This window comes from Pueribacillus sp. YX66, from assembly GCF_041725775.1.
Lineage (GTDB): Bacteria > Bacillota > Bacilli > Bacillales > UBA6769 > Pueribacillus.
The window spans coordinates 79425-92767 of sequence record NZ_JBEUEL010000007.1 but is presented as its reverse complement, the minus strand read 5'-3'; the positions used below and the strand labels follow the sequence as shown (position 1 = coordinate 92767).

The window sequence follows — 13343 nt, the reverse complement described above, 5'->3', positions numbered from 1 at the left end:
CATGCATTGTTGCTCGTCTTACTCGCCTTACTCGCCATCTTCATGTACAAATGTAAAACTTAACGAAAGCCAACATTATAGTACGTCACCTAAAAGCTTCACGTCCTTGAGAACAGCGGCACTTACACATCTTCCGTTTCGCAAAAGTTAGTGAGTAAGCTAAGCTGTGCTGAGAGTAAACTTAGAACGATCCAACAATGAATAAATGACGGTGTCTCATGAGCGTTTTCAAATCAGGCTGAATATAGACCATTTCATTTTGTTTTCCTAAATTATAAGGATGGTGGTGGCAGAATGAACATACAAGAAGCAGAAAAACAGATAAATCAACTACGTGATCAATTAAATCAATATAATTATGAGTATTATGTACTCGATCAACCATCAGTCCCTGATGCGGAATACGATCGGTTAATGCAGAAACTGATTAAACTTGAAGAACAATTTCCTATGTTAGTGACACCGAACTCGCCTTCACAACGTGTAGGAGGCGAACCGCTCGATGCGTTTCAGAAAGTCGAGCATACCGTTCCGATGCTTAGTCTTTCCAATGCATTTAATGAGCAAGAATTGCGAGATTTCGATCGAAGAGTTCGCGATCGGATCGGTGATGATTTTTCTTACGTTTGTGAATTGAAAATTGATGGACTTGCTGTTTCATTAAGCTATGAAGATGGGGAATTCATTCAAGGATCAACACGTGGAGACGGGATGATCGGAGAGGACATTACGAGCAATCTGAAAACAATCCGCTCAATTCCGTTGACATTAAAAAAGCGGGTCAACCTTGATGTTCGAGGCGAAGTATTTATGCCAAAACAATCATTTTTACAACTCAATGAAATTCGTGAGAAACAAGGTGAAATGTTATTTGCGAACCCGAGGAATGCGGCAGCGGGATCATTGAGACAGTTAGACCCGAAAATAGCTGCTAGTCGTAATCTTGATATCTTTTTATATGGGATTGGGTTGATTGAAGATGAAGAGATCCATTCGCATAGCGAAGGACTCGAATTTCTTCAATCGGTCGGATTCAAAGTGAATCCTGAATGGAAACGATGCGAAACGATCGACGAGGTCATGACGTTTATTGATGGTTGGTTTGAAAAACGATCAAATTTAGACTATGAAATTGATGGCATCGTTATTAAAGTCGACTCATTAGCGCAACAATTAGAGTTAAGCACGACAGCGAGAAGTCCGCGTTGGGCAACAGCATACAAATTTCCTGCTGAAGAAGTGGCAACGAAGCTTATCGATATCGATCTTAGTGTCGGACGTACAGGAGTTGTCACACCAACAGCGATCTTAGAGCCTGTAACGGTTGCAGGAACGACTGTCCGACGCGCTTCTTTGCACAATGAAGATTTGATTAAGGAAAAAGATATTCGTATCGGAGATACGGTCATTATTCGTAAAGCAGGTGACATCATTCCGGAAGTGACACAAGTGATCTTCGATCGCAGAACGGGGATTGAACAGCCATACTCAATGCCTGACAACTGTCCAACATGTGGGAGTGTCCTTGAACGGCTGGACGGTGAAGTCGCACTACGTTGTCTAAACCCAAAATGCCCTGCCCAAATTACAGAAGGTCTAATCCATTTTGCTTCTCGTGATGCGATGAACATTGAAGGATTAGGCGAAAAAGTCGTTGAACAATTATTTAACGAAAGGCTTATTCATGATATTGCCGATTTATATAAGCTTGAAAAAGAAAAATTAATGAAGCTCGAGCGCATGGGTGATAAGTCATCGAATAATTTACTTGAGGCGATAGAACGTTCGAAAGAAAACTCACTTGAACGACTTTTGTTTGGGCTAGGCATTCGTTTCGTTGGGGCAAAAGCAGCACGAACGTTAGCGGAGTCTTGTTTGACAATAGATGCACTTATTTCGAAGACGCGTGCAGAGCTTCAACAAATTGATGAAATCGGAGAAAAAATGGCGGACTCGATCGTTCGTTACTTTGAAAAACCTGAAGTTGTCGCACTTATTGAAGAGTTACGCTCACTCGGGGTTAATATGATGTATAAAGGTGCTGTTCGAACGGAAGCAGAACAAAGCGATTCGATTTTTGCAGGTAAAAAAGTCGTTTTAACAGGGAAATTGTCAAAGTTTACCCGTAGTGAAGCGAAGGCAGCGGTCGAAGCGAGAGGCGGCAATGTTACAAGTTCCGTCAGCAAAAAAACCGATCTCGTCATTGCGGGTGAAGACGCAGGTTCAAAGCTAACAAGAGCAATGGAACTCGATATTCACATTATGAATGAGGATGAATTTCAAGCGAGTTTAGATGAACAAGGCTGATGCTAACGGGTAGTGTAATAAGTTTTCGAATTTAGAAGGCTTGACATTGAACATTCACGAGCATGAGTGATTTAGGAAAGACGCAGCAATCCTTGTTGCATAAGGTTTTATATCATGCTCGCTACTTAATGTAAAGCTTAAGCAGGAAAAGACTGTTAATCTCCTCTTATAAAGGGATGGAGAATACTTTTTGCTCGTAAGTTCATTAAATACAAAGGGTAATACAGTTTTTCATAAAAAAACTTTTGATAATACGTGCCAATAAGGGGGGAAAACGATGAAGCGAATTATAATTGCGTGTAGTATATTCCTGCTCCTGCTTTCAGGTTGTTTGCCGGGTGCACCTGAAACTGAACCGCAAGTTGTTGAAGAAGGAAGTCAAGATGAAAAAGTGATTATTAGTCGAGATATTGATACAACGGATCGCTATTATCGAAGTGTATTGCCATTTTATGCAAGCGATTCACGTGGGTTTATTTTAGATGGAGTTGACAATCGTTTAGATATTGATGAATTCGAAACGGGACTTATTCGGCTTTCACAAAGTGAATTTGATCCTGATGATTACTTTATTCGCGATGGACAAATTTTACAAAAAAAAGAGGTACAAAGTTGGATTGATCGACGTTCGAAAGATAATAAAAAAGGGTTAAATCCTGAACTGGGTGTTAGTGAGTCAGCGAGTGTTAAAGAAAAGTTGGAAGCTAACAAAAAAAATCCACGCTATTTATCGTTCGTATTGGAACAAAATTATATGGTTGAAAAAGGGGATAGCATCGAGCTTGGTGGAATAACGATCGGTGTTTCCTTAAACTCAATCTACTATTATTCTGTGAAAGATGATGAAGGGAAAATTCATTCGGGTGAAGTCGATTTGCGCTCAAATGAGGGCAAAATTTTAGAGGAAGGGAAAAAAATTGCACAACAAATCGTAACAGATTTGCGGGAAAAAAAAGAGGCTCAAGACGTTCCGATTATTGTTGCCCTTTACTTAGAAGAAACGCGTGAGTCTCTCATTCCTGGTCGTTTTATTTCAGTAGCTTCAGTCGGTAAAGGTAAAAGTAACATCGGTTCTTGGGAAAATTTGGATGAACGTCATTACTTATTCCCTTCAGATGAAGTGACAAAAGACCACCGAAGCGATGCGGAAAAGTTTAATAACTTTAAAACGCAGGTCGAGAGCTTTTTCCCTAATTTTACAGGGGTCATCGGAAAAGGTTTTTATAAGAATGGTGAACTTCGAAAAATGACGGTTGAAATTCCGATGCAATTTCACGGGAAGTCCGAATTAATAGCCTTTGCCCAACATGTCACAGACATCGTCGCTTCACAATTTTTAGCGGATGATATTCCACTTGAAGTGAATATTACATCGATGGACAAACAGGAAGCAGTCATCGTTAAATCTCCTGATCGTAAAGAGCCTTTCGTTCACATTTATCGTTAATGTTAGAAATAATTCTGTACATTTTGAACGAGAAGCGAAGTCACGTCCTTATGGATGTTCACAAGCTAGTCGTTTTTCGTAGTTCAAAGCTTTCTCTAACTAAATCGATGTAAGCTGTGTAAGATGAGGAGGTTAACATATCGGTCTTGTTGCTTATTCCCGGTTTTTTTTGGTATTATCATTGTATTGCAAATCGTTGGAGGTGAATGGGAGATGTCAGGAATTACAGAGGAGCAAACTCGCAAAGTTGCAGAAATGGCGCGTCTCAAATTAACGGATGAAGAAGTGAAACGATTTACACAACAGTTAGATAAACTGATTGAATATGCCGAGCAATTAAATGAGTTACCGACAGAAAACGTGGAACCAACTTCACACGTTTTAGAATTGAAAAACGTCATGCGTGAAGATCATGCGAGAACGATGATCAGTCGTGAAGAAGCGCTAAAAAACGTACCTGAACAGAAGGATGGTCTCATTAAAGTGCCAGCGATTTTAGAGTAAGGAGGGAATAGAATGACATTATTTCATCATCGTTTACAAGAGATACAAGAGATGTTACATAAAAAAGAATTGAGTGTTCAAGAAGTTGTGGAACAGTCGTTCAAACGAATAAAAGAAACAGATGATAAGCTTGAAGCATTTGTTACGCTTAATGAAGAAAAAGCACTTGAAAAAGCAAAACAACTTGATGAAAAATCCAATTCGGAAAAAGGTCAGCTTTATGGATTGCCCGTCGGTTTAAAAGATAATATTATTACGAAAGATGTTCGAACGACATGCTCTAGTAAAATGCTAGAAAACTTCGAGCCACTGTACGATGCAACTGTTGTTGAAAAACTGAATGAAGCTGATGCTGTCGTCGTTGGAAAACTAAACATGGATGAGTTTGCGATGGGTTCTACGACGGAAAACTCTGCATTTAAGCAAACGAAAAATCCGTGGAACTTAGACTACGTACCGGGTGGTTCGAGCGGAGGAGCAGCAGCTGCTGTCTCAGCTGGACAAACGTATTTTGCATTAGGATCGGATACAGGTGGATCGATTCGCCAGCCTGCGTCTTTTTGTGGTGTTGTCGGATTAAAACCGACATATGGGCTCGTATCACGGTTCGGTCTTGTCGCTTTCGCATCATCACTCGATCAAATCGGAACGATGACGAAGTCTGTTGAAGACAACGCATATTTGCTTCAATCGATCGTCGGACAAGATAAGCTCGATGCGACATCGGTGAATATTGATGTTCCGAACTATATCGACAGCTTAACGGGTGATGTGAAAGGATTAAAGATTGGTGTTCCGAAAGAATATTTATCAGAAGGCGTCGATGAAAACGTGAAAGTGAGCGTTAAAGAAGCACTCGCAACGTTAGAAAAAATGGGTGCCGTTTGGGAAGAAGTTTCACTTCCACACTCGAAATACGCAGTTGCAAGCTACTACTTGCTTTCATCTTCAGAAGCGTCGGCAAGCCTTGCGCGTTTTGACGGAATTCGTTACGGCTATCGCACAGAAAATGCGAATGATTTACAAGACGTGTATGTCAACTCGCGAAGCGAAGCATTTGGCAATGAAGTGAAACGTCGGATTATTCTTGGAACGTATGCGTTAAGTTCAGGCTACTACGATGCGTATTACAAAAAAGCCCAACGAGCGCGCACGTTAATTAAACAAGATTTTGAATCAGTGTTTGAAAAGTATGATGTCATTATCGGACCTACGGCACCTTCAACAGCATATAAGTTTGGAGAAGTGATCGACGATCCGATCAAAATGTACACAGGAGATATTTTAACAATTCCGATTAACTTGTCAGGAAACCCAGCCATTTCAATCCCATGCGGATTTTCCGAAGGACTGCCAATTGGACTGCAAATTATTGGAAAACATTTTGATGAACATACAGTTTACCGTGTAGCACATGCATTTGAACAAGCGACAGACTTCCATAAAGCAAAACCGGAGCTGTGAGGAGGGCGGAGACGATGGAGTTTGAAACGATCATAGGACTTGAAGTACACGTTGAATTAAAGACGAATTCAAAAATCTTTTGCGGATGCTCAACGGAGTTTGGGGCACCGCCAAATACGAATGTTTGCCCGATTTGCCTCGGTCATCCGGGAACATTGCCGACATTAAACCGTTCGGCTGTTGATTTTGCAATGAAGGCAGCATTAGCGCTAAATTGTCAGATTGCTGATACGATGACATTTGATAGGAAAAACTACTTTTATCCTGATAACCCAAAAGCATATCAAATAACACAAGACGAAAATCCAATTGGTGAACATGGGTGGATTGAAATTGAAGTGAATGGTGAAAAGAAAAAAATTGGAATTACACGCATTCACATGGAAGAAGATGCTGGAAAGCTAACGCACGTCGACGGTGCCGATCATTCCCTCGTCGACTTAAACCGCGCTGGAACACCACTCATTGAGATTGTGTCTGAGCCTGATATTCGTACACCTGATGAAGCTTATGCATATCTCGAGAAATTAAAGGCGATTATACAATATACAGGTGTATCTGATGTGAAAATGGAAGAAGGTTCACTTCGCTGTGATGCGAACGTATCCCTTCGCCCCGTTGGACAAAAAGAATTTGGTACGAAAACAGAATTGAAAAATTTAAATTCATTCGCACACGTAAGAAGCGGAATTGCATATGAAGAAGTTCGCCAAGCAGACATTCTTCGTGAAGGGGGAAAAATCGAGCAAGAAACACGTCGTTGGGATGAATCAGCGAAACGAACGATCTTAATGCGTGTGAAAGAAGCAGCAGACGATTATCGTTATTTCCCTGAATCAGACCTCGTTAAGATCGAAATTGATGAAGACTGGAAAAATCGGATTCGTGAAGAAATCCCTGAACTTCCAGACGCTCGCCGCAATCGTTACATAAACGAAATTGGTCTACCTGAATACGATGCGATGGTCCTTACACAATCAAAAGACTTATCCGATTACTTCGAAGACGTGATCGCACATGGCGCTGACGCGAAGCTTGCTTCAAACTGGATGATGGGCGATGTGTCTGCATACTTAAACGCAGAACAGAAAGAAATAACAGATATAGCAATGCAACCCGAATCACTCGCTAAAATGATTAAGCTCATCGAAAACGGAACAATTTCTTCAAAAATCGCAAAGAAAATTTTCGGAGAATTGATTGAAAAAGGTGGCGACCCAGAAGCGATTGTAAAAGAAAAAGGTTTAATGCAAATTTCTGACGAAGGTGAACTACGTACACTCGTAAACGAAATTCTTGACAATAACGAGCAATCTGTGGAAGACTTTAAGAACGGAAAAGATCGGGCTCTCGGCTTTTTAGTCGGACAAGCGATGAAAGCGACAAAAGGGAAAGCAAATCCGCAAATGATTAATAAACTATTACGAGAAGAAATTGCAAATCGTTAAACATTCGGTAATAGCGTAACTAGCAGTACAACAGGCAGATTCTCAATGTAGAGTCTGCCTTTTTTAGAAAGGAGAATATATTATGACATTAGCGGACTGGTTTGAAAAAGGGATGACGCCACAAGCGTATATCGATGCGATGAGCGTGAATAAAGAACAATTGCAATCCATCTATGAACGTTTTCAAGTGAATGATGAAGAAGAAGCGCAATTTAAACAGCTGAAGTCAAAGAAACTTCGCGCGATCGTGCTTACCGAAGATTGGTGTGGTGATGCAATGGTTAACGTTCCGATTTTATTAAAAATTGCTGAAAAAGCAGACATTGACGTACGCATGTTGCTACGTGATCAAAACTTAGAATTGATGGATCAATATTTAACGAACGGCACAGCACGAGCGATCCCGATTTTTATTTTTATTGACGAAGCAGGAAATGAACAAGCTGTATGGGGTCCCCGGGCACCTGAAGTGCAACTGCTAGTTGATGAAGGTAGATCTAAGCTTCCGCCGAAGGATGCTTCGAATTATGCAGATAAGCAAAAGGAATTATACGCTGCATTTAATCGTAGGTTTACGACAGACGAACAACTGTGGACTAACATTTACAATAGCATTATGGAAAAGCTGAAATAGGAAAAAGCTTGCATCGATGGACGGATGCAAGCTTTTTTCCTAATCATCATATTCAACGTCTAAAATTTTGCCTGTTTTTGCGTCAATTTTGATTTCAACTTCGCCGCGTTTCGTCTCGATTTCGATTTCATAACGAACCTTTCCGTCCTCTTCATCGAGTTCTACTTCGGTGACATGACCAGCCTGATCTTTAAGTGCAATGTCAATCGCTTGTTGTACTGTGATAATGTTTGCGTTTTTCTTTTCGTTCTCGTTCGGTTTAGTCACATCGCGATCGTCGTAATTGTCATCTTTGTGATTGGCATCGTGTTGGTTTGCAACTTCCACTTCTTCTTTTATCACTTTTCCATCCTTGGCGTCAATTTCGACTTCGTATTTTTTGTTTCCTTTCGTGTACTCGACTTCATATTTCCCTTTACCGTTATCTTTTTCAAACTCAATTTCTTTCACATGCCCGTCGTATTTGTCTTCGATGATGCGAATGACGTCTTCCTGTTCAACATTTGCTTTACTTTCCCCATACGTGGCTGAAGCGGAATAACCTGCCGTTCCGATCGCCCCAACTGCTAAAATTGATGCAATAATGATGGCTTTCTTTTTCATCATTTTTCCCTCCTCATTTTGTTATTTTCACTATAACCTTTGAATCTGAGAAATCGCGTCGAATAAGATTAGAAATTGATGAGAATTTCATGATTAAAGAATGAAAGTGGTAAACTGTAGATACATGTTCGAATAGGAGGACAATAGCTAGTAAGGGTGTTCGACAAAAAAGGCATTATGTCCAGAACTCACATTCTGTGACCCTCCGGTCTATTTGATACAGTAGTGCTCAATTGTAGGAGAGGCTTATGGAAAAAGAAAAGATTTTAATCGTAGAAGATGAAAGTAAAATTGCGCGTGTCATTCAGTTAGAGCTTGAATATGAAGGGTATGAAGCAACGACGGCAAGGACGGGAAAAGAAGGACTTCGCCTGTTAGAGCAGCATGAATGGGATCTCGTTTTGCTAGATATCATGTTGCCAGAATTAAATGGAATCGAAGTGTTGCGGAGGATGCGAAGTGCGGGTGACGTAACGCCAGTCATCTTATTGACGGCACGGGATTCGATCCCTGATAAAGTAAGCGGGCTTGATCAAGGGGCAAATGACTACATGACGAAGCCGTTTAAAATCGAGGAATTGCTTGCCAGAATTCGAGCTCTTCTAAGAACGCGTCAGCAATTTAGTCAAGTTGATAAACCGAATGAGGACGTGCTTACGATTGGTGAACTATCATTAAATGAAAAAAGCTACGAAGTGAAAGTTCAGGAGACGGTTATTGACTTGACGCCGCGAGAATTTGATTTATTAAAATTTTTAATGAAGCATCCGAACCAAGTGCTAAATCGCGAACAACTTTTATCAGCCGTATGGGGTTATGATTATTACGGAGATACGAATGTTGTTGATGTGTACATTCGATACGTTCGTAAAAAAATTAAGAATGTAACTGCAACAGAGTATATTCATACTGTTCGTGGTGTCGGTTACATGTTGAAAGTCGAGCAATCATAAAGAGGAAAGGGGTCGTGAGCGGTCATGCGTATTCGAAATGTCATCCACTTATTTTCAACCGTCTGGCTCCTCATCCTTTTGCTTACTGTGAATGCTGCGATTTACTTTTTATTTGCGAACGTCACGATTAATAGTGAGCTTGAAAGAGTAACTCAGCGTGCAGAAGAAATCGTTAGAAACGTTCAGCCACGTATGGAGGAAGCAGAACGTTCGGCGATGCTGAGAGCTTTTTTACCAGCAGACGGAATGATTCGCATCGTTAATGAAGATCAAACTGCACTCGTTACCATTGCGAAAAACACCGAGTTAGCGAATCGGACAGTGACACATCATCCGTCACAAGTATTTGCACGGCAAGATGAATTTGCTGTTGCTTATTACCCGATAATTTGGGAAAACGGTGATGTCGTTACATTGGAAGTCATCGCAAGCTTAGAACCGGTCCTTTCAAATTTAAACTTATTAAAAATTGTGCTTACGATTGCAACACTTCTCGTACTTGTACTTTCCTTTTTTAGCGGCAGACTTCTAAGTGTGATTATTTTAAAGCCGATCAATTCGATGATCGATACGATGGAAGAAATACAACGAAAAGGGATTTTTAAGAAGCTTTCGATGAAACAAAGACCGAACGACGAATTGTACAAACTTGGTAATACGTTTAACCATATGATTGAAAGGTTAGAACAAAACTTTAATAAGCAGCAACAATTTGTTTCCGATGCGTCTCATGAACTGAAAACACCGTTAACGATCATTGATAGCTATGCAAGCATGCTGAAACGGTGGGGTATGCAACGTCCTGATCTTTTAAACGAATCGATCGATGCCATTCATTCAGAAGCGGCAAGAATGAAAGAAATGACTGAACAATTGCTCCTTCTGGCTAAAAATGAAGAAGATTGGAACATGTCGATGACGACGTTTAATTTAAAAGCTTTTTGTGAAGAGGCAAGCCGGACGTTTCAAAATGTTTATGAACGTGACATTTTTGTTCAGCAAAGGGAAGGCAAGGTACCTTTCGTTTATGCAGATGAACAAAAAATAAAGCAAGTGTTATTTATTTTGCTTGATAACGCATTAAAATATAGTCAAAAGCCAATTGACATTCTCGTTGGTCGAGAACAGGAAAGTTGTTATTTTATTGTGAAAGATTATGGAATCGGGATTTCTAAAAAGGATCAGAAGGGCGTGTTTGATCGCTTTTATCGTGTCGATGAAGCACGGACTCGTGAGCAAGGCGGAACGGGATTAGGACTTGCAATTGCGAAAAAGATTGTCGATGCCCACAACGGTTCAATTCATATTGAAAGTGAAGAAAATGAAGGAACAGAAGTAAAAATTTCCCTACCATGCGTGAATGAAACATAAGGAGGGCTGTGCATGTGGAAAAAATGGCTATTGATTATACTTGGAGTGGTGTTCATATTTGCACTAGGATTTAGCGTTAATCAACTTATTGCAAAAGAAGATAAAGGCTCGCTTACCGATAAAGAAGCGAGAGAACTCATTCAGTCGCTCTATGGCGGTGAAGTGAAAACATTTATACAAAAAGGCAATGAGTATCAAGCAGAGATTGAAAATGAATTCGGTCAGTATACAGTGAAAATTGATCGAAATACTGGGAACGTATCGTCACTCGTGCTTACCCAAAAACATGAAACACCACCTCCAAAGGCAAATCATCCTGAACAACGAGAAACACCAAAAACAAAAATTGGTGAACGCAAAGCAGCAGAAATTGCTCTCACAAAAGTGAAAGGTGAAGTGGATGATGTTGATTTAGAAAGCTTTGAAGGCTCACATGTGTACGCTGTAGAAATCGAATTGGACGACGACAGAGAAGCGGTCGTTTACGTGCAAGCTTATACAGGGGAAATTTTAAGTTATACGTTTGAAGATTAATGGAGTCATTCTATTCGTGACATTCTGAACGACATTTAGTCGGTGAGAATGCTATGACTGCTACGTATTGCTAAATTTTTGCAATATATGTCATGGGTACCTCTTTTTAACGTGTTCAAGCCTGCTATTATTTTATATAATGGATTGTGAGACTTTTATTATCATAGAGTATCGGTTTAGTAAATGTAGCTACGTACTATAGCGATTTGAATGTTAAAAAACAGTCATTCAGACACGCGATTATTACATGAATGCGTATCTAGTAAACGGCATCTATAAATGTAAAATTTAACCATAAAATAGGGGGTGAGCAAGCTTGAACTCTAAATCAAAATTTGCAACGAAGCTTACTATACTCGCTTTAATTGTAATTACGGGACTAGCAACGATAAGCTGGGTAATCGTTGATAAAAATAAAGGAACTGAAGTTTCATTTGCTCAGATGGAGCAAACGATTCAAGCTTTAAATGGACAACGAGCTGATCTGACTGAACGATCAGACGGAAAGTTGTTTTTAAAAACAAATCATGGTCTTTACGTAACGAATGTACGACCTGAAAGTCAAATGGTTGAAGAATGGATAAAAAATTATAACCTTAATTATAAATACTCGAATAGCGGTGCAGTTGGAGGTATCATGATTGGTGGAGTGTTCATTGCGCTGCTCATTTCACTTTTTGTATTACAAGGAAAAGGCGGTGTCGGTGTTAAGTCAATGAAAAATAGCCGTTCGAAAGCAGCACCTCTTCCAAATGTTACACTGAATGATATCGGAGGTCTTCCGAACGAAATGAAAGAAGAAATTTTACAAACGTTGTCGATTATTAAAAATCCAAAACGGTCAGAACAAATCGGCTTAAAGGCACCGAAAGGTATTTTGTTGTATGGACCGCCTGGAACTGGTAAAACCTTGCTGGCCCAAGCGATCGCGCGTGAAATTGGAGCGACTTTTTTCTCATCAAGTGGTGCGGCGTTCACAGAACTATTCGTTGGTGTTGGAGCTGCTCGAGTTCGTTCGCTTTTCCAGAATGCGAGAAAGCAAAAGCCTGCTGTTATTTTCATAGATGAGATCGATGCGCTTGCAGGTAGACGGAAAGCGCACGGTGGAGGTGATGAAGGCGAGAAAACGTTGACAGAGCTCCTCGTCCAACTTGACGGGGGCAACAATAACGATGGGATCCTTTTTATTGCAGCAACGAACCGAAAAGATATGCTTGATGACGCGTTTTTAAGACCAGGTCGAATAGATTTCACTTTCCATGTTCCATTACCAGATACGCAAGGAAGAAAAGAGATTATCGATATTCATACGAAAGATAAACCATTAGCTAAAGATGTCATCGCATCACTTGACGGACTTGCTGAATCGACGTCAGGCTTTTCAGGAGCAGAAATTAGCACGTTATTTGAAACAGCGAGCAGACGCGCCGTTCGCGAAGGTCGCGAAGAAATCACAGCAAGTGATATCGACTATGCCCTTGACCGTACGATTCTCGGTACGAGTTCACGAGCGCTAAATGATAAACAAACGAAACGGAGAGTGGCGATCCATGAATCAGGTCACGCTCTCGTTGCAGCATTAACGAAACCAGGCTCGATTCGAAAAGCGACGATTATTCCACGCGGACAAGCCCTCGGATACGTCGCACCGATTCCGAAAGAACTTCATCTTTCAACGACGAGTGAACTACTCGACCAAGTGAGTATGATTCTCGCAGGTGGTGTCGCTGAACGGATGTATCTTGGCGAGCATAGCATCGGCGTGAGTGGCGACGTTCAACAAGCGAAACAAATCATTGAACAAATGGTTGACACAGGTATGCTTCAAGACGCCTTTCGTCTTACATTTGATAAAGGTAAAAAAGCCGAAAAAATGCAAGCATTGTTTGAAGAAGCACTGCAAAAAACAGAACAACTCATTCGTGATCATGAAACTGAATTTCAACATCTCGTAGATGCGTTAATGAAAAAAGAAACGCTTGAAGGCGAAGAAGTACAAGAGATTGTAACGGGAAACCGAACGGAAGTCGTTTCTTAAATTTAGGCTAAGAATAAAGGGAAACCCGATTTTTATGGTT

General features: G+C 40.5%; 11 protein-coding genes. 10 read left to right on the top strand and 1 reads right to left on the bottom strand.

What is annotated here, in order from left to right:
- The first annotated feature begins 294 nt into the window (after positions 1-294).
- The 6 genes from ligA (at position 295) to ABU914_RS05200 (ending at position 7804) form a co-directional block, all read left to right on the top strand.
- Entirely contained in the window at positions 295-2307 is a 2013-nt protein-coding gene (gene ligA, locus ABU914_RS05225; RefSeq protein WP_379668674.1) for an NAD-dependent DNA ligase LigA, read from the top strand.
- Between the two features lie 277 nt (positions 2308-2584).
- Complete coding sequence (locus ABU914_RS05220; RefSeq protein ID WP_379668673.1) at positions 2585-3754, top strand: CamS family sex pheromone protein; 1170 nt, start codon at positions 2585-2587, stop codon at positions 3752-3754.
- 213 nt (positions 3755-3967) lie between these two features.
- Positions 3968-4258 (top strand): Asp-tRNA(Asn)/Glu-tRNA(Gln) amidotransferase subunit GatC, encoded by a 291-nt coding sequence (gene gatC / locus ABU914_RS05215; protein WP_379668672.1) that lies wholly within the window; start codon positions 3968-3970, stop codon positions 4256-4258.
- A gap of 12 nt (positions 4259-4270) precedes the next feature.
- Positions 4271-5722 (top strand): Asp-tRNA(Asn)/Glu-tRNA(Gln) amidotransferase subunit GatA, encoded by a 1452-nt coding sequence (gatA, locus tag ABU914_RS05210; RefSeq protein ID WP_379668671.1) that lies wholly within the window; start codon positions 4271-4273, stop codon positions 5720-5722.
- Between the two features lie 14 nt (positions 5723-5736).
- Positions 5737-7170, top strand: a complete 1434-nt coding sequence (gene gatB / locus ABU914_RS05205; protein ID WP_379668670.1) for an Asp-tRNA(Asn)/Glu-tRNA(Gln) amidotransferase subunit GatB — start codon at positions 5737-5739, stop codon at positions 7168-7170.
- Between the two features lie 82 nt (positions 7171-7252).
- Positions 7253-7804, top strand: a complete 552-nt coding sequence (locus tag ABU914_RS05200) for a thioredoxin family protein (protein WP_379668669.1) — start codon at positions 7253-7255, stop codon at positions 7802-7804.
- Between the two features lie 39 nt (positions 7805-7843).
- On the opposite strand, the gene ABU914_RS05195 is transcribed toward ABU914_RS05200, so the two are convergent.
- A complete protein-coding gene (locus ABU914_RS05195; protein ID WP_379668668.1) occupies positions 7844-8407 on the bottom strand; it encodes a PepSY domain-containing protein in 564 nt (187 codons plus the stop codon).
- Between the two features lie 248 nt (positions 8408-8655).
- On the opposite strand from ABU914_RS05195, the gene ABU914_RS05190 reads away from it, so the two are divergent.
- From ABU914_RS05190 to ABU914_RS05175, 4 genes are all read left to right on the top strand, one after another.
- Complete coding sequence (locus ABU914_RS05190; protein WP_379668667.1) at positions 8656-9360, top strand: response regulator transcription factor; 705 nt, start codon at positions 8656-8658, stop codon at positions 9358-9360.
- 24 nt (positions 9361-9384) lie between these two features.
- Positions 9385-10731, top strand: a complete 1347-nt coding sequence (locus ABU914_RS05185; protein WP_379668666.1) for a sensor histidine kinase — start codon at positions 9385-9387, stop codon at positions 10729-10731.
- A 12-nt stretch (positions 10732-10743) separates the two neighbouring features.
- Complete coding sequence (locus tag ABU914_RS05180) at positions 10744-11265, top strand: PepSY domain-containing protein (protein WP_379668665.1); 522 nt, start codon at positions 10744-10746, stop codon at positions 11263-11265.
- A gap of 316 nt (positions 11266-11581) precedes the next feature.
- Positions 11582-13303: an AAA family ATPase gene (locus ABU914_RS05175; RefSeq protein ID WP_379668664.1), complete on the top strand. Its 1722-nt coding sequence runs from the start codon at positions 11582-11584 to the stop codon at positions 13301-13303.
- Positions 13304-13343 lie beyond the last annotated feature (40 nt).

Bases quoted from the DNA above. Each gene is read 5' to 3' on its own strand.
- gatC (WP_379668672.1), top strand. From the start codon at position 3,968: ATGTCAGGAATTACAGAGGAGCAAACTCGCAAAGTTGCAGAAATGGCG.
- gatB (WP_379668670.1), top strand. From the start codon at position 5,737: ATGGAGTTTGAAACGATCATAGGACTTGAAGTACACGTTGAATTAAAG.
- ABU914_RS05195 (WP_379668668.1), bottom strand. From the start codon at position 8,407: ATGAAAAAGAAAGCCATCATTATTGCATCAATTTTAGCAGTTGGGGCG.
- ABU914_RS05185 (WP_379668666.1), top strand. From the start codon at position 9,385: ATGCGTATTCGAAATGTCATCCACTTATTTTCAACCGTCTGGCTCCTC.
- ABU914_RS05220 (WP_379668673.1), top strand. From the start codon at position 2,585: ATGAAGCGAATTATAATTGCGTGTAGTATATTCCTGCTCCTGCTTTCA.
- ligA (WP_379668674.1), top strand. From the start codon at position 295: ATGAACATACAAGAAGCAGAAAAACAGATAAATCAACTACGTGATCAA.
- ABU914_RS05200 (WP_379668669.1), top strand. From the start codon at position 7,253: ATGACATTAGCGGACTGGTTTGAAAAAGGGATGACGCCACAAGCGTAT.
- ABU914_RS05190 (WP_379668667.1), top strand. From the start codon at position 8,656: ATGGAAAAAGAAAAGATTTTAATCGTAGAAGATGAAAGTAAAATTGCG.
- ABU914_RS05180 (WP_379668665.1), top strand. From the start codon at position 10,744: ATGTGGAAAAAATGGCTATTGATTATACTTGGAGTGGTGTTCATATTT.
- gatA (WP_379668671.1), top strand. From the start codon at position 4,271: ATGACATTATTTCATCATCGTTTACAAGAGATACAAGAGATGTTACAT.